At 71.8% G+C, this 22,117-nt stretch carries 20 protein-coding genes; 9 read left to right on the top strand and 11 right to left on the bottom strand.

The window, feature by feature from the left end; all coding sequences use genetic code 11:
* The first annotated feature begins 84 nt into the window (after positions 1-84).
* Positions 85-987 (top strand): M23 family metallopeptidase, encoded by a 903-nt coding sequence (locus I5I_RS03600; RefSeq protein ID WP_036316553.1) that lies wholly within the window; start codon positions 85-87, stop codon positions 985-987.
* 330 nt (positions 988-1,317) lie between these two features.
* Positions 1,318-1,815, top strand: a complete 498-nt coding sequence (locus tag I5I_RS03595; RefSeq protein ID WP_036289890.1) for an HNH endonuclease — start codon at positions 1,318-1,320, stop codon at positions 1,813-1,815.
* A gap of 31 nt (positions 1,816-1,846) precedes the next feature.
* Here the strand turns inward: I5I_RS03595 and I5I_RS03590 are convergent, their stop codons facing one another.
* From I5I_RS03590 to I5I_RS03580, 3 genes are read right to left on the bottom strand one after another with little or no spacing between them, the layout of a single operon-like run.
* The gene (locus I5I_RS03590) at positions 1,847-2,503 is read right to left on the bottom strand and encodes a pyridoxine/pyridoxamine 5'-phosphate oxidase (RefSeq protein ID WP_036316552.1); all 657 of its coding nucleotides are present in this window, start codon (positions 2,501-2,503) and stop codon (positions 1,847-1,849) included.
* Entirely contained in the window at positions 2,500-3,309 is an 810-nt protein-coding gene (locus I5I_RS03585; protein WP_036316551.1) for a creatininase family protein, read from the bottom strand. The genes I5I_RS03590 and I5I_RS03585 overlap by 4 nt, the downstream gene beginning before the upstream one ends.
* Complete coding sequence (locus I5I_RS03580) at positions 3,306-4,679, bottom strand: FAD-binding oxidoreductase (protein WP_148285480.1); 1,374 nt, start codon at positions 4,677-4,679, stop codon at positions 3,306-3,308. The genes I5I_RS03585 and I5I_RS03580 overlap by 4 nt, the downstream gene beginning before the upstream one ends.
* Before the next feature lie 34 nt (positions 4,680-4,713).
* On the opposite strand from I5I_RS03580, the gene I5I_RS03575 reads away from it, so the two are divergent.
* The gene (locus tag I5I_RS03575) at positions 4,714-5,325 is read left to right on the top strand and encodes a helix-turn-helix domain-containing protein (RefSeq protein WP_036316547.1); all 612 of its coding nucleotides are present in this window, start codon (positions 4,714-4,716) and stop codon (positions 5,323-5,325) included.
* A gap of 8 nt (positions 5,326-5,333) precedes the next feature.
* Here I5I_RS03575 and I5I_RS03570 read toward each other — a convergent pair whose 3' ends face one another.
* Complete coding sequence (locus tag I5I_RS03570) at positions 5,334-6,422, bottom strand: methylenetetrahydrofolate reductase C-terminal domain-containing protein (RefSeq protein WP_036316545.1); 1,089 nt, start codon at positions 6,420-6,422, stop codon at positions 5,334-5,336.
* Positions 6,419-7,558 (bottom strand): methylenetetrahydrofolate reductase C-terminal domain-containing protein, encoded by a 1,140-nt coding sequence (locus I5I_RS03565; RefSeq protein ID WP_051039460.1) that lies wholly within the window; start codon positions 7,556-7,558, stop codon positions 6,419-6,421. Before I5I_RS03565 ends, I5I_RS03570 begins: the two co-directional genes overlap by 4 nt.
* Before the next feature lie 151 nt (positions 7,559-7,709).
* Here I5I_RS03565 and I5I_RS03560 point away from each other — a divergent pair, with 151 nt between their 5' ends.
* Positions 7,710-8,318: a cyclodeaminase/cyclohydrolase family protein gene (locus tag I5I_RS03560; protein WP_036316543.1), complete on the top strand. Its 609-nt coding sequence runs from the start codon at positions 7,710-7,712 to the stop codon at positions 8,316-8,318.
* A gap of 57 nt (positions 8,319-8,375) precedes the next feature.
* On the opposite strand, the gene I5I_RS03555 is transcribed toward I5I_RS03560, so the two are convergent.
* From I5I_RS03555 to I5I_RS03540, 4 genes are all read right to left on the bottom strand, one after another.
* A complete protein-coding gene (locus I5I_RS03555) occupies positions 8,376-9,581 on the bottom strand; it encodes a hypothetical protein (protein WP_036316541.1) in 1,206 nt (401 codons plus the stop codon).
* Between the two features lie 84 nt (positions 9,582-9,665).
* Positions 9,666-10,610, bottom strand: a complete 945-nt coding sequence (locus I5I_RS03550) for an ABC transporter permease (RefSeq protein WP_036316539.1) — start codon at positions 10,608-10,610, stop codon at positions 9,666-9,668.
* Positions 10,607-11,401, bottom strand: coding sequence for an ABC transporter ATP-binding protein (locus I5I_RS03545; protein WP_036316537.1), 795 nt, complete (start codon positions 11,399-11,401; stop codon positions 10,607-10,609). Before I5I_RS03545 ends, I5I_RS03550 begins: the two co-directional genes overlap by 4 nt.
* Complete coding sequence (locus I5I_RS03540; protein WP_036316536.1) at positions 11,398-12,690, bottom strand: amidohydrolase family protein; 1,293 nt, start codon at positions 12,688-12,690, stop codon at positions 11,398-11,400. Before I5I_RS03540 ends, I5I_RS03545 begins: the two co-directional genes overlap by 4 nt.
* A 196-nt stretch (positions 12,691-12,886) precedes the next feature.
* Here I5I_RS03540 and I5I_RS03535 point away from each other — a divergent pair, with 196 nt between their 5' ends.
* Positions 12,887-13,888, top strand: a complete 1,002-nt coding sequence (locus I5I_RS03535) for a PDR/VanB family oxidoreductase (RefSeq protein ID WP_036316535.1) — start codon at positions 12,887-12,889, stop codon at positions 13,886-13,888.
* Between the two features lie 27 nt (positions 13,889-13,915).
* On the opposite strand, the gene I5I_RS03530 is transcribed toward I5I_RS03535, so the two are convergent.
* Positions 13,916-15,271, bottom strand: a complete 1,356-nt coding sequence (locus tag I5I_RS03530) for an amidohydrolase family protein (RefSeq protein WP_036316533.1) — start codon at positions 15,269-15,271, stop codon at positions 13,916-13,918.
* A gap of 136 nt (positions 15,272-15,407) precedes the next feature.
* Between I5I_RS03530 and I5I_RS03525 the strand changes: the two genes are divergently transcribed.
* From I5I_RS03525 to I5I_RS03515, 4 genes are read left to right on the top strand one after another with little or no spacing between them, the layout of a single operon-like run.
* The gene (locus I5I_RS03525; RefSeq protein ID WP_036316531.1) at positions 15,408-16,109 is read left to right on the top strand and encodes a hypothetical protein; all 702 of its coding nucleotides are present in this window, start codon (positions 15,408-15,410) and stop codon (positions 16,107-16,109) included.
* Between the two features lies 1 nt (position 16,110).
* Positions 16,111-17,295 (top strand): DNA polymerase Y family protein, encoded by a 1,185-nt coding sequence (locus I5I_RS03520; RefSeq protein WP_239640008.1) that lies wholly within the window; start codon positions 16,111-16,113, stop codon positions 17,293-17,295.
* Entirely contained in the window at positions 17,271-17,708 is a 438-nt protein-coding gene (locus I5I_RS17420) for a hypothetical protein (RefSeq protein ID WP_239640007.1), read from the top strand. The genes I5I_RS03520 and I5I_RS17420 overlap by 25 nt, the downstream gene beginning before the upstream one ends.
* On the top strand, positions 17,708-21,166 hold the full coding sequence (locus tag I5I_RS03515) for an error-prone DNA polymerase (protein ID WP_036316529.1): 3,459 nt from the start codon (positions 17,708-17,710) through the stop codon (positions 21,164-21,166). The genes I5I_RS17420 and I5I_RS03515 overlap by 1 nt, the downstream gene beginning before the upstream one ends.
* 127 nt (positions 21,167-21,293) lie before the next feature.
* Here the strand turns inward: I5I_RS03515 and budA are convergent, their stop codons facing one another.
* Positions 21,294-22,025, bottom strand: a complete 732-nt coding sequence (budA, locus tag I5I_RS03510; RefSeq protein WP_036316528.1) for an acetolactate decarboxylase — start codon at positions 22,023-22,025, stop codon at positions 21,294-21,296.
* Positions 22,026-22,117 lie beyond the last annotated feature (92 nt).

The following is a 22,117-nucleotide window of genomic DNA, read 5'->3' as shown; positions in this document are numbered from 1 at the left end:
CACCCGTACATCTGTGCCCTGACACCGAGTGCCGACGAACCAGCGAGCCGTCCCGAGCGGGATCGCAGAGGCGCCGGAGGACAATTGGCTGAACAGTACGACCCGTCGCAGGAGATTCCCGAGTCCGAAGCGACGACACCCACCCGCCGCAGTCGCGCGCAGCGCGCCGCCGTGACCCGCGCTGCGGGCTCCGCCCCCGCCGTGCGCGAGGCGGCCGTCGCCAGGTCCGCGACGCCGCGACGAGCGCGCCGCAAAGGCCATCCCGTCCGCAGCTTCATCACGGTCGCCGCCGTCGGCGGTCTGATCGCCACGGTCGCGATCGCTCCCGCCTTCGCCGCCTCGAGCTCTAATTCCGCCGAAGCGGTCACGCTCCAGCAGGTCGCCGCGGAGAACGCGCAGGCGCTCGTCATCGCGTCCGAGGCGACGCCGGCCGCGCTGGCACGCGACAGCTACTCGGCGACGACGCCCGAGGAGATCCAGACCAAGAAGAACGAGGATGCCGCGAAGGCTGCCGCGGCGGCCCGCATCGCGGCGGCATCCACCGCCTCGGCCGATGCCTCCGTCTACTCCGGCTCGCTCGCCGAGACCATCGCTCCGGCCGGCTCCGTCGTTCGTCCGCTGCCGTTCTTCAACCACTTCGGTGAGCCGTACCCGGGTCACAAGGGCACGGACTACATGGTCGACCGGTACACCCCGATCTATGCGATCGCCGACGGCGTCGTGGTCGAGTCGAGCGAGGACGGTCCCGGATGGGGCGTCTACGTCAAGATCGCCCACAACATCGGCGGCAACACGGTGACCTCGCTGTACGCCCACATGTCGTACGGCACCCGCCGCGTCGTCGTCGGCGACACCGTGCGCGCCGGACAGATCATCGGTCAGGTCGGTGACACGGGCCGCGCGTTCGGTACCCACCTGCACCTCGAGATCTACGTCAACGGGTCGTGGACCAACGCCGAGGACTTCCTCGTCGCCAACGTCCACTGACGCCGTTCGCTCCGTCCGCTCCCTTCGGGAGACACGCGGCATCCGTTCACCTCTGATTCGCCCTGGCGGCTTCTGCGTGCGTTAGCCTGATCCCGACGCTCGCACAGCCGAGGGGGAGCCGCATGGACACAGGACCTCGCATTCGAACCGTGAATGCGCTGGGCCGCTATGTCCTTCGGCATCGTGTGCACGACTGCCACGACATTCGTCGTGGGTTCAAGGCGCTGTCTTCATGACAGCGCCTTTTTTCGTGCCCGCGCCGCCGCGCCTGTGCGACGTCGACAACGGAGAGCCGTCGAAGCCATCGACGGCCGTTCGAGAGGAACGCGCATGCGCACACTGGTGCTGAACGCCGGATACGAACCCCTGGCCGTCGTCTCGTTCAAGAGAGCCCTCGTGCTCGTCATGAACGAGAAGGCGACCGTCATCGAACGCATGGACGGCAATCCCGTCTGGGGCATCCGGGGGGCGTGCGACCGGCCGGCGGTAATCGTCCTCACCCGGTACGTGCGCGTGCCCGGGGCGCGCCGAGTGCCGGTCACCCGCCGCGGGGTTCTCCGCCGCGACGCCCACCGCTGCGCCTACTGCGGCAAGGGCGCCACGACCATCGATCACGTCCTGCCGCGTTCGCGCGGTGGTGCCGACTCGTGGGAGAACCTGGTGGCCGCCTGTCTGCGCTGCAACAACATGAAGGGCGATCGGACCCCGCAGGAGATGGGGTGGGAGCTGCGATGGGCGCCGCAGCCGCCGCGCGGACCGCAGTGGACGGTGCGCGGCACCGAGCGCTCGGAGCCGGCATGGGAGCCCTACCTGTCGCTCGCCGCGTGACAGGCGAACGCCCGCCCGCCACGCGGCGGGTTCAGCCGGGCAGCGCCGCGAGAATCCAGCTGTCGGCGTCGCGCGTGTAGGCGATGCGGCGGCTGGCGGCGAGTGGGTTCGAGACCCAGAACACCAGGCGGTGCGGCGTGACGGCGAATCCGGCCCACGACGCGGGCGGGGTGAAGGAAGGGTCGCCGGCACCGCCGTGCGCCCGCAGGAACTCGTCCCAGCGTGCGCGCCGTTCGGCGAGCGGCAGCTGCGCGAAAGCGGGAGTGTTCTGCCACGCGAGCTGCTGGAGGTAGGGCGAGCGCCGCCGATACGCCTCGTCGGACTCGGCGCGCGAGGAGCGTGACGCCGTGCCCTGCACGACCAGCTGGCGGGTGAACCCGGGCCACAGGATCGTGAGCGCGACGCCGGGGTCGGCGGCTAGTTCGGCGGCCTTGCGGCTGTCGGCGTCGGTGTGGAAGAAGAATCGTTCCCCGTCGAAGTCGCTCAGCATCGTCGTGCGTGCGTCGGGCAGTCCGTCGAGGCCGATGGTGGACACCGTCATCAGCAGGCGATCCTCGCCCGGACCCGGAAGCCATTCGCGGGCGAGGGCGAGGGGGTCGGCGAGGGGCGTGTCGGATTGCACCGGGTCGCTGTCGTGATCGATCACCACGGGCGCGGGTGGGATGCCGGGAGCGTAGGAAGCCGTCACCCGAACACGAACCCGTCGATCTCGGCGAGCGCTTCGCACACGAAGTCGACCCCGCGCTCGTAGAGCTCCTTGCCGTGCGCGGCGTTCGCGCCGGTCGCGTCTCCGATCACTCCTTCCGGGCCGAAGTCGTCGCTCGTCCAGCCGAACATCACCGGCTTGCGGTTGAAGCCGATGTGGGTGAGACCCGCGATGTGTTCGGGGATGTTCCGCGCCGGCATCTCGGGGGCGACGAGGTGAGGGGCGAGGTGCATGACCAGCGAGGTCTCCGAGAAGCCGCCGTGGATGCCCTGGCCCTTCTCGTCGGGCCGGCCGTCACGACCGTCGCCGGCTCCGGCGGCGGTCGCGGGCATCGAGAACGTGCGCAGGCCGAAGCGCCGGCGCAGTTCGCGATTGGCCCAGCCGAGCAGCATCACGTTGCCGCCGTGGCCGTTGACGAACACGACGGTCGTGGCCGGTGTCATCGAGATGGAGCGGCCGATGTCGACCAGCGTCTCCAGCACCGTCGTGCCTTCGAGCCAGACGGTGCCGGGCGCCCAGTGGTGTTCGTCGGACTTGGCGTAGCTGATCGTCGGCAGCACCCACGCGTCGATGCCGTCGGCGGCGACCCGTTCGACCGCGGCGGTGGCGATCGCCTCGGCGACGAGGGCGTCGGTGCGCAGAGGCAGATGCGGGCCGTGGTGCTCGATCGCGCCGATCGGCACGACGGCGATCGACCTTTCCGTGAGCGCCGCCGTGAGCGCAGGCCCGGACAGGTCGGCCCAGTGGCGGGATCTCGGGGTGAACGGAGGCGTGAACGCGGCGGTCATCGGATGGATCCCTTCACCGGACCGGCGTAGTCCGGGTTGAGCTTGCCGGGGTTGAGCAGGCCCCGCGGGTCGGTGCTGCGGGCGAGTGCGACCGTCTCGGGCAGGCGGAAGTCCACGTTCCACTGGTGCGGGCTGTGGACGCCCACGCCGAGGGCGGTGAGCGCGGCGATGCCGTCGGCGACCTGTTCCGGGCTCTCGTAGACACCGGCGAGCATGCCGATCGGACGCAGCGCCGTCGCCTCGATGTGCAGGTGCGCGCCGGGGTAGACGGCCATGACCTCGTCGTGGCGATCGATGAGCGCGTCGCCGCCCACCTCGACGTGGAAGTAGACGCCGGGCTCGGACTTCTGCAGCCATTCGATCGGGTGGTTGTAGCTGAGCACCGAGATCGCGGCCGAGACCTGGGGGCCTTCGCGCACGTCTTCGATGCGGCCGCCAGCGGCCGTGATGATGCGCGAGGCCTCCTCGACGAGGCTCGCGTCGATGATCGTGCGCAGCGAGCTGCGCCCCTCCGGGAAAGCCGGGTCCGGCGGAAGCTGGGCCGACACGTGCGGATCATCGGCGGAGACGAGCCGCGGGGTCGGGCTCAGCGCCGCCAGACGCTGGAGAACCGACATCGAGCCGGCGAAGTCCTCGAAAGACGCGTAGAGCCCGCGCCAGTCGTTCATCGGCTCGAGGCGCACCGTGGCACGCGCGATGATGCCCGCGGTGCCGTAGTTGTGCACGTAGTCGAGCGCGTCGTCGCCCTCGACGTGCACGAGCGCGCCTTCGGATGCCGGGGTCACGACGTCCAGTGCCACGACGAAGCCCTCGTGGTTGCTGCCGTGCGCGATCGAACCGGTGCCGCCGGAGCCGCCGGAGAGGAACCCTCCGAGCGTCGAGTGCACTGTCGAGGGGTACATCCACAGCTGCTGGCCGTGCTGGCGGGCGGCGAGCTCGAGGGTAGCCATCGGAGCGCCCGCCTCGGCCGTGATCCACCCGTCGCCGACCTCCACCACGGCCCGCGCGCGGGAGGTGTCGAGCACGAGCCCGCCGGGCATGGGGATCGCCTGTCCGTAGTTGCCGGTGCCCTTTCCGCGCGGCGTCACGGGCGCACCGTGCGCCACGGCGATGCGGACGGTCTCCGCGATCTGCTCGGCATCCGCGGGAAAGGCGACGAGGTCGGCGACGCCGAGCGGAAGCTGCTCGGCGATGATCGGCGACATGCGCGCGCCGTCGACCGATGCCTTCTCGCGCTGACGCGGGTCGCTGGAGATGCCGCGGGGTCCGAGCGCGGCGGCCAGATCCGCCTCGAGGGCGGCGTAGTCGGGGGTCGGCGCGGCGACAGTCGCCGCGGGATCGAGGACGTCGGTGGGGGTCGCGCCGGTCATCTCGGTTTCCTTTCGTGTGTCATAGTCTTCAGTCATGTCGGATGCCGCCTCCTCGCGCCGTGGCGCCCCGGGTGACGACGGGCCCGCATCCGCGTCGCGGGCGCTGGGCGCCCGGATCCGGGCGCTGCGCCAGAGTCGCGGGATGACGCTCACCCAGGTCGCGGTGCAGGCGGAGCTGTCGCACTCGTTCCTGAGCCAGGTCGAGCGCGGGCTGGAACGGATGAGCATGACGTCGCTGTTCCGCGTCGCGCAGGCGCTGGGCACCACGCAGCAGGCGCTGCTGACCGACGACGCCGACGCGGCGCCGAGAGGCGCGGGCAGCTTCCACGTCTTCCGCGCGAGCGAAGCGACGCCACTGGATGCCGGGGGCAGCCCGATGCGGGTGCTCGCCCGCGATCATCCGCGCTTCGTGCCGATGGTGATGTCGGGGACTTTCACCGAGGACCTGTGGTGGGTGCACGACGAGGAGGAGTTCGTCTACGTGCTCCAGGGACGACTCGTCGTGGTGCTGGAGGCCGAAGAGTTCGCTCTGGAAGCGGGGGATGCCGTGTATTACCAAGGCGGCATACGTCACCGCTGGCGCACCGATCCGGGTGAGAGCGTGCAGGTCCTCACCGTCAAGGAAGGCAGCGCCGGAGCGCACTGAGAAGCGGATCACGACCCGCCTCCGAGCTCGCGTGCGACCGTGGCGAGGTCTGCGGCGTAGGCGGCCTCATCCCCGGGTCGGGCACCTCCGGCGATGACCACGCCGCCGACGTCGCCCGTCGCGATCAGGTCGTGTCCGTACTCGACGGCGAGGCGGATGCCCTCCGTGCGCACGTCGCGCGCGGCGAAGAGGCGATCGATGAAGCCGGACGGCAGCTTCGCGGCGTGGAAGGAGGCGAGCAGCTCAGCGCCCTCGCGATCGACCACGAGAGGAACGCCGGGAAGCACCGGCACGTCGGAGCCGGCCGCGCGGCAGAGCGCCACGAAGGCGGCGACCTCCTCGGCATCCCCGGCGTACTGCGTGAGGCACATCCTCCCTCCGGCGCGCTGCTTCTCGGCGACGCGTGCCCCGCGTTCGGCGATGGGCGGGGCGGCGGGCGACTCGGCGAACGAGGTGAGAAGCCCGAGGGCGGCCGCGCGCGGGAGCGTCGTGGTGGACTCCAGGTCGAAGACGGGGCGTGCGTCGGGGCGGTCGCCCGTCTGCGTGTGATCGCCCGTGACGCAGTGCACCCCGGCGATACCCAGGGCCCGCAGCGAGAGCAGTTCGCGCTCCAGCGCGGTGCGGTTGCGGTCGCGGGTGTTGAACCCCATCCACAGTCGCAGCCCGGTCGCGCCGATCAGCACCGCACGGTAGGACGGAGGAAACTGCACGCGGGAGCGTCCGGCGTCGCCGGACAGGACGGCGTCGACGCTGCCGATCAGCGCCTCGGCCGTCGCGCCGACGGCGTCGGCGCGCAAGGCGCGCACGGGGAAGCCCGTGAACACGAGTGGTCGCCGCGCCGCGATCGCGACCAGCTCGCGCCCGGCGAGTGTCGATGCCGTCGACGGGTCACCGGAGCCGGCCTCCGGATCCGTCGCACGCGCCGCAGCGCCCGTCCAGCGTACGGGCAGCTCGCGAGCGAGGAACACGCACGGGGTCGGGTGCACCTCGCACGTGCCGTCGGCGTTCACACCGCCGCAGGGACCGTAGGCCATCGACTTCGGGCACCCGGCGACGCGGCTGGACAGCGCCGCCGGCGTGGAGGTCACGATGCTCATGCGATGCTCGCCGTCTCGCCGGCGATCACGGCCCGCAGTCGCGCCGCTGCCGACGCCAGAGCATCGACCGCGGCGAGTTCGGCAGCGTCCGCCCGATCGGGCGGCTCGGTGGCCCCAGCCGCGATCGCCGACAGGTGGACGCCCACGACCCCGGGGATCGCGAGTGCGCGGTGCGCCCAGGCGACGGCGGCGGCGATGCCCGACTCGACCGGGTCGTCGGCGCCGGCCACCGCCCTGACGAGTTCGTCCGGCAGTCCGACCCCGGGAAGCGCGGCCAGCCGTCGGGTCGTCGCGGCCGACGTGAGCACCGGAACCGACACGAGAACCGGCACGGGAGTCGCCGTGGTTGCCAGAGCGGCGGTGAAGCGGCGGATCTCGGCGAGGTCGCCGCAGAGGTTCAGGATGCCGAGTTCCGCCCCGGCGTGCGCTTTGCGCGCGAGACGGGTGGGACGGTAGTCGACCGGCGGCGCGGAGGGCTGTTCGGCCACGGCGACGAAGAGCCCGGCCCGGCGGGCGAGCGCCGCGAGACGTGTCGCGTCGAGGTCGAAGACCGGCTGCGCCTGCGGGAGGGCGGTGGAGGCAGGGTGATCGCCGGTCACGGCGAGCACGCCGGACACGCCCAGGTCGGCGAGGGCGGCGAGCTCTCCCTCGAGCGCGACGCGGTTGCGGTCGCGGCAGGTGAGACCGGCCACCACGCGAGATCCGGCGGCGGCGAGCAGGAGCGCCTTGTGGGTCGGGCTGAGCGCCTCCCGCAGCCCGGGCGGCTCACCGGCGATCACGGCGGTCAGCTCTCGCAGTCGCACGCCCGCCTCGGTGATGACGCCCGGGTCGACGGAGCGCACCGGAAGGTCGGCCGTGATGACCGCACCCGCGTCGACCAGGGCCGCGAACGCCGTCGACGCCTCTCCTCGCGGCAGGACCGGCAGCGCGTCGCCGCTGTCGCGGGCGGCGACCGGGGCGTCCACCTCTGCGGTGGAGAACTCCAGATGACGCAGCACCGCGGCGTCATCGGCGAACGAGCATCGGATGCCGGGCACTTCGCAGCCGCCGTCGATCGTGACACCGCCGCAGGGCCCGTGGACCATGCGTTTCGGGCAGCGCCGTGTCGTCTCATGCAGGCGCAGAGAAGCGGTCACGGGTGCTCCTCTCGCGGTCGCGGCCGGTCCGGCGATGTTGGTGTCGCCAACAATGCCACTGTAGGAGCCCGCCGTTTCGCCGGTGTTACGGTCGCGTGTGCGTCGATGTCGGCGCGAAATCACGCGGTGCGCGGGCCCTAGAGTGAGGCCCATGCCGATGTCCGAGCTTGCCGCCTCCCGCCTCGACGACTGGCTGGAGAAGCTGTCCGCGCCCGTGCCCGATCCCGGTGGGGGCGCCGCCGCCGGAATCGTGATCGCCACCGGTGCCGCCCTGGTCGCCATGGCGGCCGGGTACATTCGGGCAGACGCGGCGGCGGAGCTCGTCGCCACGGCGACCCGGGTGCGCGGCGAAGCGCTCGCCGCCGCGGAGCACGACGGGCGGATGTCGGGCCTGCTCGTCGCCGCCTTCCGGCGCCCGACCGACGACCCCGGGCGTGACGGGGCGCTGCGCACCGCCACCGTCGCCGCTGCGGATGTCGGTGCCGATCTGGTCGCACTCGCGGCATCCCTGGACGGGCCCCTCCTCTGGCTGGAGCGCTTCGGCGAGGCGCGCCTGGCCCCCGATGTCGCCGTCGCGGCGCGAATGCTCGCCTGCGGCATCCGCTCGACCGCCGTCAACATCCGTGGGAACACCACGAGCGCCGCCGCTGCGGGAGTTGACGCTCCGACCCTGCAGCGGCTGCGCGCCGCGGGGGAGCGGGCGGAGCAGGCCGCTGCCCGCCTGGACGCGGTGGCAGAGCGGGTGACCGCGACGCTCTGAGAACACGCCGATGCCCTGACCCCGCGGAGGGAGTCAGGGCATCGGTCGTGAGGCCGGTCAGTTCATCTTGATCGACGTGTCGATGAACTGGTTCGTGTAGAGCTCGGACGGATCGATCGCCGACGCGGCGGCCTGCGTGATGCTGCCGGCGGTGACGAGGAAGGGCGTGAAGTCCTTCACGATCGACGCCATACGGTCGGGGTCGAACTGGCCGAACACGCCCGATGCCTTGTCGTTGGCGACGAGCCCCAGCTTCTTCTGCTGCTCGACGGAGAACTGCGCGACGCCCGCGGAGTAGGTCCAGCCCGTGTCGTACTTCTCGACGAGGTCGAGGATCACGGCGTTGCCGTGCTCGGGCGCGTTGAGGAAGTCGATCTGCGACTGCTGCATGATCGGCACGAGCTTCTTCAGGCAGTCGGCCTTGTCGGTGACGTCGGCCTTTCGCACCGCGAGCGGCTCGGGGTAGATGTTGTAGCCGAGCTCGGACAGCAGCTGGTAGCCGACGTCCTTGCCCCACTGCGAGATCTCGTTCTTGTAGATGTAGGGCTCGGCGGTCGCGAAGCCCTGCTGCAGGATCTTCGGATCGGAGACGAAGCGCTGCGGGGTGCCCTCGTAGCTCGTGTCGATCTGCGACTTCGTGATGATGCCCTGCGAGAGCAGGAGGTTCGGGATGACGTCGCCGGAGGTGACGATCGGGTCGCCGCCGGACGCGGCCTCCTTGATCGTCGTCGCGCCGTTGTGGCTCGCCGGGTCCCACATGAGGATCTGCGGGCTGAAGGTCAGCTGCGAGGTCACCGCGACGGTGGGCTGGTCGGGGTTCGCGACGATCGCGGCGTCGGTGTTGACCGCACCGATGAGGATGTCGGTGTCGAGGTACATCAGGGCCGGGACGGGCTGGAAGTTGACCGCGGGGCCGCCGGAGCGCACCTCGATCTTGACACCGGTGTCGGTGCCGTTGACGACCAGGGGACCGGTGACCGTCTTCTTGTCGGTGTCGACGGTGTAGCCGTCGCCGACGAGGTTGTACATGGCGCCGTGCTCGGACTCGGGCTGCCAGTCCTGCTGCATGACGACGGTCGCCGGGCAGACGCTGGCGAGGTCGAGCGGGCCGCCCTTCTCGGCGACGTTCGCCGCCGAGGAGGTCGCCGGAGCCGCGGCGTCGGTGCTGGAACATCCCGCGACGGCGGCGACGGTGGCGGCGAGCGCTCCGATCGCGACGGTGCGTGCGATCACGCGGCGGGAGAGAAAGGCGGGCTGTGACACGGTGTCCTCCTGGAAGGCTTCGGGTGCGGTGTGGACAGACGGGTGGTGCGTGTTCGTGGTGCAGGGAGGGAAAGAAGAGGTGCGTCAGCGGGTGGCGACGCCGAACAGCCGACCGACGACGACGCGGTCCAGCGCGGCGAAGATCGAGAAGACGATCACACCGAACAGAGCCGTGAAGATGATCGCGAGGAACAGCGGCTCCATGTTCAGGCGCAGCGTGTAGGTGCGCAGCAGCCCACCGATGCCCTGGCTGCCCTGCTGGAAGAAGAAGTCTCCGACGATGGCGCCGATGACGGCGAGGCCGGCCGATTGGCGCAGGCCCGTGAAGATCGACGGGATGGCCGCGGGCAGCATGAGCTTCGTCATCCGCTGCCACTTCGTGGCCTTCTGCAGCGTGAACAGGTCGTGGGCGGCGGGCGTGGCCGACTGCAGGCCGAACAGCGTGTTGGAGATCATCGGGAACACCGCGATGATGACGCAGACCACGATGCGGGCGGGAAGCCCGTAGCCCATCCAGATGCCGATCAGCGGCGTGAGCGCGAGGATCGGGATCGTCTGCAGGATCACGGCGTACGGGTAGAGGATCTTCTCGGCGAGGGTCCACTGCGACATGACGATCGCCCACCCCATGCCGATGAGGACGGCGATCGCGAGGCCGATGAGGGCGACGGTGATGGTCTGACCGAGTGCGGCGATCATCGGGCCGATCACCTTGTCGTTGCCGATCGTCTCGGCCAGCACCTGGTGGGGAGGTGGCAGCAGGAAGCGGCGGCTCTCGCTGAGCAGCAGGTACGACACGGCGTACCAGATCGCGATGATGCCGATCAGCGCCGCGACGATCGGCATGGCCCGCGACCAGGCGCCGCGGGCGACCGACCCGGCGCTGCGGGCGCGGGGGCGACGGGCGGCCATCGAGGCGGTCGTCGTCTCGGCGGATGCCGCGGCATCCGCCGCCGGTGAGGCGGACGAGCCGGACGCGGACGTGTCGGCGAGCGAGGCCGGGGCCTTCAGGGCGAGGTTCTGGCTCACGAGTGCGCCTCCAAAGCGTGCGAGAGGTGTCCGACGATGCGTCCGAACTCGGGTTCGTAGCGTAACTCGGGGGATCGGGGGTAGGACCAGGGCAGCTCGATGTCGTCGACGATGCGCCCGGGCCGTCCGCTCATCACGAGCACGCGGCTGGAGAGGTAGACGGCTTCGGAGATCGAGTGCGTGATGAACATCGCGGCGAACCCTTTGAGCTGGAACAGGCGTTGCAGCTCGGTCTGCATCTTCAGACGGGTGATCTCGTCGAGGGCGCCGAACGGCTCGTCGAACAGGGCGAGCTGCGGCTCGGCGACCAGCGCGCGCGCGATCGAGACGCGCATGCGCATGCCGCCGGACAGCGCCCGCGGGTGCTGGTTCTCGAAGCCCTTCAGGCCGACCAGTTCGAGGGCCTCCGCGGCGCGACGGCGGCGCTCGGCCGCCCCGACACCGGCGAGCTCGCCGACCAGTTCGACGTTGCGCTGGGCCGTCCGCCACTCGAGCAGGGTCGCCTCCTGGAAGACGAAGCTCGTCGTGTCGGCGCGGACGTCGACCACGCCCTCGGTGGCGTCGTCGAGGCCGGCGGCCAGGCGCAGCAGGGTCGACTTTCCGCAGCCGGAGGGGCCGACCACCGACACGAACTCGCCGGGACGGACGTCGATCGACACGCCCTCCAGGGCGCGCGTCCCGGTGGCGAAGACCTTGGCGACGTCGGTGAAGGCGAGCGTCGGCGCGGTGGTGGCGTCCACCGCTGTCGCGGCGGTGACCGGGGCGGCGGTCGAGTCGATGGCGGTGCTCATAGCAGTGCTCCCTCGGAGGTCGGGGCGGAGGGCGGAGTCGGCAAGGCGCGCAGGTCGAGCACGCTGCTGACCACGCGGCGGCGGACGGCGATCACGCGCCCGTCGCGGATGACGATGCGGTCGGGCGCGCGCTCGGCGAGGGCCTCGGCGGTGTGCGCGGCGCGCACGAGCACGACGTCGGCGACGTCGCCGACGCGTCCTCGCGCCGGGGGCAGTCCGAATGCGGCGCGGCCGCCGTGCGAGCTGACGTGCCAGGCTTCGGCGGGCGTGAGGTGACCGGCGACGACGAGCTCGGAGGCGACATCGACCATGTCGGCGTTGCCGAGCGGGTTGAACGGGTCCTGCACGTTGTCGCCGCCGGCGGCCAGCGTGATGCCGGCGGCGAGGATCTCGCGCAGCGGCGGGATGCCGCGGGGCGTCGCGACCGGGTGCTGCCAGCCCTGCAGGTAGAGGTTGGTCAGCGGGTTGGTGATGATCGAGACGCCGGCCTCGGCGACGGCGGCGAGGGTGCGGGCGCGGGTCTCGGCATCCTGCATGGACAGGCTCACGCAGTGCCCCGCCGAGCGGATCACGCCGGCAGGCCAGTGCCGCGTGCGGGCGGCGAGCTCGGCGAGACCCGTGGATGCCGCGTCGAGCGTCTCGTCGGTGTGCAGGTCCATGCCGAGGCCGAACTCTTCGGCGAAGGCGGCGTTGCGCTCCAGATCGGCGCGGGGGTCATCGGCGAGGTGGGGAAAACCGCCGATGAGGTCGATGCCGAGGGCCACCGCGGCGCGTCCGAGGTCGTCGGGGCCGTCGGACGCGCCGGGGCTGGCGACGATCTGCAGGTCGACGATGCCGGCGAACTCGTCGCGCAGCTCGATGAGGGCGCGCACTCCGCGGAGGGGGTCGTCGCCCAGGTGGTAGTTCGTGTGCGAGCGCACGGCCGTGACACCGGCGTGCAGCGCGGCCACCAGGTGCCGCCGGGCGCCGGTCTTGATGTCGTCGGAGGAGTGGTTCTCGCCGTGGTCGATCCAGCACGCGATCGCGTCGTCGAGCGATCCCTCGGGCTGGCCGAACGAGGTCCAGGTGTAGCCCTTGTCGAGGTGGGCGTGCAGATCCGCCAGGGGCGGCAGGGCGATCCAGCCCGTCGCATCGACCGTCTCGCCGCCGGCGCCGCCCGCGAGCTGGGACGCATCGGCGTCGACCACGACGCCGCCCGCGAAGGCCAGGCGGTCGCCGATCTCGCCGCAGGCGGTGAGGCCGGTCAGGGCGGCGATGCGCTGGCCCGGCTGCAGGAGTTCGGCGTCCATCTGATCGTCCTCCTCGGGGTCTGCGATGTCGTGCGGTGTTGTTGGTATGGCCAACATCGGGTGAGAATCAGTAAACGCTCGACGTGTTTCCTGCCAGGCCTGTCGGGATTGCGGCCGTGTTAAATCCGCGCGAAGAGTGCGGCCGGTCGCCGCCCTCGCACGCGGGGGCGCTGCGCGAGCGGAGAGAGTGGGAGCCATGAGCTACTTCAGTGACGTCGAACGCGACCTCGTGGTCGCCGCCCGCACCGTGCTGGCCGATGGGATCGTGGCGCTGGACCTCGTCGCGCACAACGGTCGCGATCTGCCGGCGTGGGAGCCCGGATCGCACGTCGATCTGATCTTCTCCGACGCGCGCGTGCCCGCGGCCGAGCGCGTCGAACGGCAGTACTCGCTCTGCGGCGACGCGGCCGACCGCTCCACCTGGCGGGTCGCGGTGCTGCGCGAAGACGAGGGACGCGGCGGATCGGTGCGGGTGCACGAGGAGGTGCAGGTGGGGCAGCGCCTGCGCGTGCGCGGACCGCGCAACCACTTCGCGTACGAGATCGTTCCCGCCGTCACCCACCGCTTCGTCGCCGGGGGCATCGGGATCACGCCCCTTCTCGGCATGGTCCGGGCGGCGGCGCAGGCCGGAGCGGAGTGGACCCTCGACTACGCCGGACGGTCGCTGTCGACGATGGCATTCGTCGACGAGCTGCGCGCGCTCGACGGTGGCGCGGGGCGGGTGCGTCTGTACCCCGCCGACAGTGGGGCACGTCTGGATGTGGCCGGGCTGGTGGATGCCGCGGGTGACGGCGGTCCGGTCTACGCGTGCGGACCCGCCCGGCTGATCGCCGCCCTCGAGGACGGTTTCGAAGCCGCCGGCCGCGCCGCAGCGCTGCACGTCGAGCGGTTCGAGGCGATCGAGTACGGCGAGCCCGTCTGGTCGGACCCGTTCGAGGTCGAGCTCGCCCTGTCGGGCGACATCGTGACCGTCCAGCCCGGGCAGTCGGTGCTGGAGGCGATCGAGGAGCAGAGCCCCACGACGATGGTGCTCTCCAGCTGCCGTCGCGGGACGTGCGGCACCTGCGAGGTGCCCGTCCTGGAGGGCGAGATCGAGCACCGCGACTCCGTGCTCACGCCGCTCGAGCGCGAGCAGAGCACGGTCATGATGGTGTGCGTCTCGCGCGCAGCGTGCCCGCGGATCGTGCTCGACGCCTGACGCGATGCCGGAACGGCGCCGCGACGCTCACCGGCCGACGCGCTCCCGGAGGGCCCCGGTGAGGGCGTCTTCGTCGGCGGTGACCAGCCGGTAGTCGCGGACGACGACGCGTCCCGCGACCACGACATGGCGAGGGCGGCGTCCCGGATGGGCCCAGAGCAGGCCCGCGACCGGGTCGGCCACTCCGGCGTCGGCGACCCCGGAGACATCCCAGACGCAGAGATCGCCCGCCGCTCCCGGAGTCAGAATGCCGAGGTCGGCGCGTCCGAGGCCGATCGCACCACCCGAGGTGGCCATGGCGAGCACGTCACGGGCCGGCAGCGCGGTGCCGACCATGCCCGACACCTGCATCGCCAGCCGCGCATCGGCGAGCAGGTGCCCGGCGTCGTTGGAGCCGCCGCCGGAGGTGCCCAGTCCCACCGTGATGCCGGCCTCCTGCAGGCGGCGCACCGGAGCGATGCCCCAGCCCATCGGCACGTCGCAGCCCGGAGCGTGGGTCGCGGTGATGCCGGCGGCGGCGAGTCGCACGATCTCGTCGTCGGTGACGTCGCACAGGTGCGCGATCGTCACCCCCGGCTCGAGCCAGCCCCATTCCTCGAGGAGGTCCAGGGGCCGGCGGCCATAGCGGGCCAGGGCGATCTCGGTGTCGACCTGCTCGTTCGCCTGGGTGCGCCGGCGCAGCCCGTGGCGTCGGGCGACGTCGCCCAACGCGCGGAAGGTCTCCTCGCTGTCGGAGTGCACGCCGGCGGGACCGACGGCGAGCTGCAGCATGCCGTCGGCGCTCGTGCCGCCCGGAGAGGATGCCGCGGCGTCGGGGAGCAGGGCGCGCACGATGGCGTCTGCGCTCGCCGCCGCGGCATCCGGCGCGTCGCGCGCCGAGCCGCGGACGAACACGAGCCGGGCGCCGAGTGCCGCGGCGGCATCGGCGATCGCCCGCGCGATGGCCACGGTGTCGCCGACGGGGTCGTCGCTGCGCGCCGGGTCGGGCCAGTTGAGCTGATGGTCGGCGACCGTCGTCACCCCGCTCAGCAGCGACTCGGCCACGCCGACCCCGGCGGTCGCACCGACCAGGGACGCGTCGATCCGGGCGTCGGCGTAGGCGGCGGCCATGGCCGGCAGCCACTCGCGCATCGGCACGCCGCGGGTGCCGGGAAGGGTGCGAAAGCCCGACTGCAGCAGGTGGTGATGCGCGTTGACGAGGCCGGGGGTGACGATGCCGCCGTCCGCGTCGAGGGTGTCGACGCTTTCGTCCGGCGACGGTGCGGATGCCGCGGTGGTGACCCGTCCGCCTCGGATCACGAGGTCGCCGCCGCGGTCGCGGGCGGGGTCGTCGAAGCGTTCCACGATGCGGGCGGCGCCGGTGAGGGTGAGCGATCCGGTCATGCCGTCCGTCCTATCAGCCGCATGTTTCGGGCAGATGTGCGCGCCGGCGCGCAATGTCCGAACCCGTTCCTATCTTCGAGAAAAGCACATTGAAGTACTCGAATACATGTTCTAATCTGTCGAAGTGAGGCCGATCGTGGGGACCGTTGCTGCCGCGGATGTCGCGGGCACCGTGAGCACCCTGCGCGCTCAGATGGAGCGTATGCAGGGGCGTCGCCTCGACACGCCCGTGCTCCCCGTCGCCCCGGCGCTGGCGGAGCTGCTGCCCGGCGGCGGACTGCGAACAGGGGGAGCCTACGCGCTCGGACGGTCGATGGCGCTGCTGTTCGCCCTGCTCGCAGAGCCCTCGCAGGCCGGGTCGTGGTGCGCCGTCGTCGGCATGCCGCACGTGGGCGTCGAAGCGGCCCGCGCTGCCGGGGTCGACCTGTCGCGGCTCGTGCTGGTGCCCGACCCCGGAGAGCGGTGGTTGGCCGTCACCTCGACCCTCGCCGACGTGCTGTCGGTGGTCGCGGTGCGCCCGCCGTCGCGGGCGAAGGACAGCGAGGTGGCCCGGCTGGCCGCCCGCATGCGCGAGCGCGAGGCGGTGCTGCTCGTCCAGGGGCCGTGGCCGCAGACGGAGGCCATGATCGATGTGTCCGATCCGTCGTGGTCGGGCCTCGGCGCAGGGCACGGCATCCTGTCGGGGCGCGAGCTGACGGTCACCGTGACCAGCCGCCGGGCGCCGGTGCCGCGCTCACGGCGCCTGATGCTGCCCGACGACCGGGGCCGCCTGGGCGGCGAATCGCAGCCCACCCGCACGCGCCTGCCCGAACCCGTGCCGATGCGACGGGCGGTATGAGATGACTGTCCTCCCTGCGGGCACCCCGCCGCGGAGCCTGGTGGTCTGGGTGCCCGACTGGCCGATCGTCGCGACCACCCGCGACGGCGACGACCCCCTCGACGCCGCGGAGCCGATCGCCGTGTTCGAGAAGGGGGCGGTCGTCGCCTGCTCGGCCGCGGCGCGCGCCGCGGGTGTGCGCCGGCGCATGCGCCGCCGCGATGCCCAGGCGCGCTGCCCGCAGCTGACCGTGGTGGATGCCGACGCCGTGCGCGATCACCGCGCGTTCGCCCCTCTGATCGCGGCGATCGAAGAGGTCGCGCCGAACGTGCAGGTGATGCAGCCCGGACTGTGCGCGCTGCGCGCCCGAGGGCCGGCGCGCTACTTCGGCGGCGAGGCGGCCGCCGCCACCGTGCTGGCCGGAGCGATCGCCGCGCTGGGCATCGACGACGTGCGCGTGGGCATCGCCGACGGCACCTTCACGGCCGAACAGGCGGCGCGCTCCGGCACCCGCCGCGAGGATCCGGTGCGGATCGTGCCCGCCGGCACCGCGGCGGACTTCCTCGCCCCTTTGCCGGTCGTCGTGCTCGATGAGGAGCTGGCCTCGCTGTTCGGCCGCCTCGGGGTGCAGACGGTGGGCGAGGTCGCCGCGCTGGGCGCCGACCGTCTGGTGGAGCGCTTCGGCACCCGTGGCCAGTGGTTGTACGCGCTGTCCTCCGGCCGCGATCCCCGACCGGTCACCGCCCGCACACCACCGCCCGAACTGCACCGCGAGGTGGCGTTCGAGCCGCCCGTGGAGACCGCCGATCAGATCGCCTTCGCCCTGCGGGTTCCCGCCGCGGAGTTCGTCTCCCGTCTGGGTGCGCAGGGGCTGGTCTGCACCGAGCTGCGTGTCGTGCTGACCGGTGATCGCGGCGAGCGCAGTGAACGGGTCTGGCTGCACCCGGGGGCTTTCGATGCGGCAGCCGTCGTCGACCGGGTGCGCTGGCAGCTCGCCGAGCAGAGCCCGGGCGGGGAAAGAACGGTGCGCTGCCGAATCACCTGCCCGGACAGCTGCGTAGCGCCGTGGGCCGGGTGCGGATCGAACCCGAGGCGGTGGATGCCGCCGCCCACCACACCGCACGTCTGTTCGGGTCGGGGCCCGAGGAGCGCGTGCACCGCGCACTTTCCCGCGTACAGGCGATGCTCGGCCATCAGGGCGTGCTGACCCCGGCCGTCGGCGGAGGGCGCTGGCTGGGCGAGCGGCAGCGCCTCGTGCCGTGGGGCGATGTCGCGGGCGACCTGCAGGCCGGCGAGCGGCCCTGGCCCGGGAGCCTTCCCGACCCGCTGCCCTCGGCGGTGTTCGCCGAGGGCGTGCCGGTGGCGGTGCTCGACGACGACGGCGACATGATCGCGGTCGATGCGCGGGGCGAGCCCACGGCGATGCCGACCGTGATCGAGCTCGGGGGCAGACGCCGCGGCATCCGCACCTGGGCCGGGCCGTGGCCGGTCATCGAACGCGAGTGGGATCCCGCCCGAGCGCGACGAGCGCATCGCTTCCAGATGGTCGACGACGCCCAGGGGGCATGGCTGCTGGTGTGCGAGGAGGGCGTCTGGCAGATCGAGGGGAGGTACGACTGATGGGCTTCAACAATCCGTCGGTGCGCTGGTCGGAGATGGCGCGGCTGCTGGGCTCTCCCGACATCGGCGGCGACAAACAACCCGACGGCGGTGACGGCCCGGCCTTCTCGCGCAAACGCGGAAAGTACGAGCCGCCCCCGATCGAACGCCCCGCGGATGCCGTTCCCTATGCCGAGCTGCACGCGCACTCGTCGTTCTCCTTTCTCGACGGGGCGTCGTCGCCGGCCGAGCTCGCCGAGGAGGCGGAGCGATTGGGGCTGCACGCCCTCGCGATCACCGACCACGACGGGTTCTACGGCATCGCCCGCTTCGCCGAGGCGGCGGAGCAGCTGCAGCTGAAGACCGTCTTCGGCGCGGAGCTGACGCTCGGCGACGGCGCGGGTGGCGGTGCGGGTGGCCGTGCGGACCTGGGGGCGCCGCCGGCCGGATTGCTGAGTGCACCGAGCCCCGCCCGGTCGGGCGCCGCCGATCCTCTCGGATCGCACCTGCTCGTGCTGGCCCGCGGCGAAGAGGGGTATCACCGTCTCGCCGCCGCGATCACGCATGCCCAGCTCGCCGGCGGTGAGAAGGGGCGTCCCTGGTACGACCTCGATGATCTCGCCGATCGCGGTGGCGGGCACTGGGCGGTGCTCACCGGATGCCGCAAGGGCGCCGTGCGGCAGGCGCTCGCCGCCGGAGGTGCGGATGCGGCCGCATCGGCGCTCGACCGGCTCGTCAGCCTGTTCGGCCGCGAGGCGGTCTTCGTCGAGCTGATCGACCACGGCGCCCCCACCGACACCCGCGACAACGATGTGCTGGCCGCTCTGGCCGCCGCACGCGGCCTTCCGGTGCTGGCCAGCAACAACGTGCACTACGCGGTTCCCGAACGTGTGCATCTGGCGGCGGCGGTCGCGGCGGTGCGGGCGAATCGAGGGCTGGACGAGCTCGACGGGTGGCTGCCGTCGCATGCGAGCGCACACCTGCGCTCGGGCGCCGAGATGACGCGGCGGTTCCGGCGCTATCCCGGTGCGATCGCCCGCACGGTCGCCCTCGCCGACGAGCTCGCCTTCCCGCTGCGCCGCGCCAAGCCCGCGCTGCCGAAGCTCCCCGTCCCCGAAGGGCATACGCCGATGTCGTGGCTGCGCCGGCTCGTCTGGGACGCGGTGCCACACATGTACCCCGACCTCGACGGCGACGGGCGGGCCCGCATCGAGAAGGAGCTCGGCGTCATCGAGCAGAAGGACTTCCCCGGCTACTTCCTGATCGTGCACGGCATCGTGGCCGAGGCACGTCGGCGCGGCATCCTCTGCCAGGGGCGGGGATCGGCCGCCAACAGCGCGGTGTGCTACCTGCTGGGCATCACCGCGATCGACTCGATCTTCTACAACCTGCCCTTCGAGCGCTTCCTGTCGGCGATGCGGGAGGAAGAGCCCGACATCGACGTCGATTTCGACTCTGATCGGCGGGAGGAGATCATCCAGTGGGTCTTCGACGAGTACGGACGTGAGCGCGCGGCGCAGGTCGCGAACGTCATCCAGTACCGACCGAAGAACGCGGTGCGCGACATGGCCAAGGCGCTCGGGCACTCGCCCGGGCAGCAGGACGCCTGGTCGAAGCAGGTGGAGCGGTGGGACGGCGCCGTCGCCGGCGCGCACGACATCCCCGACCGGGTGCTCGCGTACGCCGGTGAGCTGCTGAAGGCGCCCCGCCATCTCGGCATCCACTCCGGGGGCATGGTGCTCACCGAGCGGCCGGTGGGGGAGGTGGTGCCCATCGAGCACGCGCGGATGGAGAATCGCACCGTCATCCAGTGGGACAAGGACGACGCCGCCTGGATGGGGCTCGTGAAGTTCGACCTGCTCGGACTCGGCATGCTCGCCGCGCTGCAGTACTGCTTCGACCTCATCGCGGAGGCGACGGACGAGACGTGGACGCTGCAGAGCATTCCGAAGGAGGAGGCGGCCGTCTACGACATGCTGTGCCGCGCGGATTCGATCGGCGTGTTCCAAGTCGAATCGCGCGCGCAGATGGGGCTGTTGCCGAGGCTGCAGCCGCGGCGGTTCTACGACCTGGTGATCGAGATCGCGCTGATCCGGCCCGGACCCATCCAGGGCGGGGCGGTGCACCCGTACGTGCGGCGCAAGCTCGGGCTGGAGGAGCCGACGTATGCGCACGAGAAGCTCATCCCGGTGTTGGAGCGCACCCTCGGGGTGCCGGTGTTCCAAGAGCAGCTGATGCAGATGGGCATGGCCGTCGGCGACCTCACCGGAGAGGATGCCGACGTGCTGCGCCGGGCCATGGGCTCCAAGCGCGGCATCGAGCGCATCGAGTCGGTGCGCCAGAAGCTCTACGACGGCATGGCGCGCAACGGTCTGGTGGGAGCCGTCGCCGACGACATCTACGCGAAGATCCAGGCGTTCGCGAACTTCGGCTTCGCCGAGAGCCACTCCCTGTCGTTCGCGCTGCTCGTCTACGCGTCGTCATGGCTGAAGCTGCACTATCCCGGGGCGTTCTTGGCGGCCCTGCTGCGTGCGCAGCCGATGGGGTTCTACTCGCCCGCGACCCTCACCGCCGACGCCCGTCGCCACGGCGTCGTCGTGCGTCGACCCGACCTGCACGCCTCCGGAGTGGATGCCGGACTCGAACCCCTCGACGCCGACGGCAGCGGCGCTCCCACCGGCATCCCCGCGTGCACCGATCGTCACCAGCCTCCCGTGCCCCTGTTCGACATCACCGCTCCCGACGTCTCGGCCGCCCACCGTCGCGACGCCGGCCACGCGGTGCGGCTGGGGCTTGCGGCGGTCACCGGGGTGGGAGAGCGGCTCGCGGAACGCATCGTCGCCACCCGCGACGCCGACGGGCCGTTCCGTGACCTGCGCGACCTCGTGCGGCGGACGGGCGCCACCGCCGCACAGGTGGAGGCGCTGGCGACGGCGGGCGCCTTCGAGAGCATGGGCATCAGCCGCCGCGAGGGCATCTGGTTGGCGGGCGACGCGGCACAGGATCTGCCCGAGTTCCTGCCCGACTCGCTCGTCGCTGTTCAGCCGCCGCTGTTCGGCGACCCCTCGACCTACGACGTGCTGGCCGCGGACCTGTGGGCCACGGGCATCTCGACCGACGATCACCCCCTCACGCACTACCGCGCGCCGCTGGATGCGCGCGGCGTGCTCACCTCGCGAGAGCTGCGCACGCACGAGATCGGCCGCCGGGTCGAGGTCGCGGGCCTGGTCACGCACCGGCAGCGGCCGGCGACGGCATCCGGCATCACCTTCATCAACCTCGAAGACGAGCACGGCCTCGTCAACGTCATCTGCTCGAAAGGCGTCTGGGACCGCTATCGCCGCGTGCTGCGCGATGCGCCCGCCCTCATCGCCCGCGGCATGCTCGAGCGGTCGCCCGAAGGCGTCACTAACCTCGTCGCCGACGCCTTCGAAGACCTGCGCGTCGGCGTGCGCCACCGCTCCCGCGACTTCCGCTGACCTCCCCGCCCCACCTCACCCCCGCCGAGCCGCCATCTTTTCGCCGAGCCGCCATGATCTTGCGCGCAGCATCATGGCGGATCGGCGCGTTCGTGGCGGCTCGCGGGAGGGGGAGGGGGAGAGGGGGCTAGGCGCGGCCGACGTGCTGCTCGGTCTTGGCGAGCTGGTCGGCCAGGTCGTCGGGGGCGAGGGCCGCCTCGCGGAACTCCGTCGTCAGCGGCAGGCGCAGGTGCAGGTCGGTGCACAGGCACAGCTCGACCGTGCCGTGATCCAGCACGAAGTCGAGCACGTGGCCGCCGCGCGTGCGTCCGTCGTCGATGAAGTGCGCGTGGCATCCGGGAACGCCGATGCCCTGCTCGTACAGCGGGGTGCGGAAGGCGACGATCGTGCCGTTGACGTCGTCGAACTGCAGCACGGCATCGTCATCGGTGGCCTCGGTCATCGGCCGGTACGGCTTCTGCTGTCGGGTGACCGTCCGGGCGGTCACCCGCCGGAAGCGCCCCGTGATGCGCAGCGCGTACATGTAGTTGGCCGACGCGGTGATCGCATCGATCGCGGCCGAGGCCTCGGCGCGCGTGACGCCGTCGGGCAGCGTCCGCGTGAGGGTGGGCACGAAGTCGGTCACCACCGCGTACGGCGTCGCCGAGTCGGCGGATGCCGCGGCGGCGGTGCCGTCGCCGCGCAGGCGGTAGGCGACGCCGTCGACGACGACCATCTCGCCGTCGAGGGCGTTGAACGTGCCGATGCCGAAATCGCCGTGCTCGAGCAGTTCGCCGACCGTCATGTCGTCTTCGTAGATGCCGTCCAGCAGCGCGGCCATGAGGCTCGTCTGGAACAGGGTGTGACGTTCGGCGCTCATGCGCTGTCCTTTCGGAAGGAGGGAAGGTGGATGCCGAGAGGCCGGAGTCTGCTCACAGCGACTCTAGAGGATCCCCGGGACCGAGCTCGAAT

The organism is Microbacterium sp. B24 (assembly GCF_000333415.1).
In the GTDB taxonomy this organism is placed as follows: Bacteria; Actinomycetota; Actinomycetes; order Actinomycetales; family Microbacteriaceae; genus Microbacterium.
The sequence above is the reverse complement of the archived record's forward strand: the minus strand, read 5'-3'. Positions and strand labels throughout refer to the sequence as shown.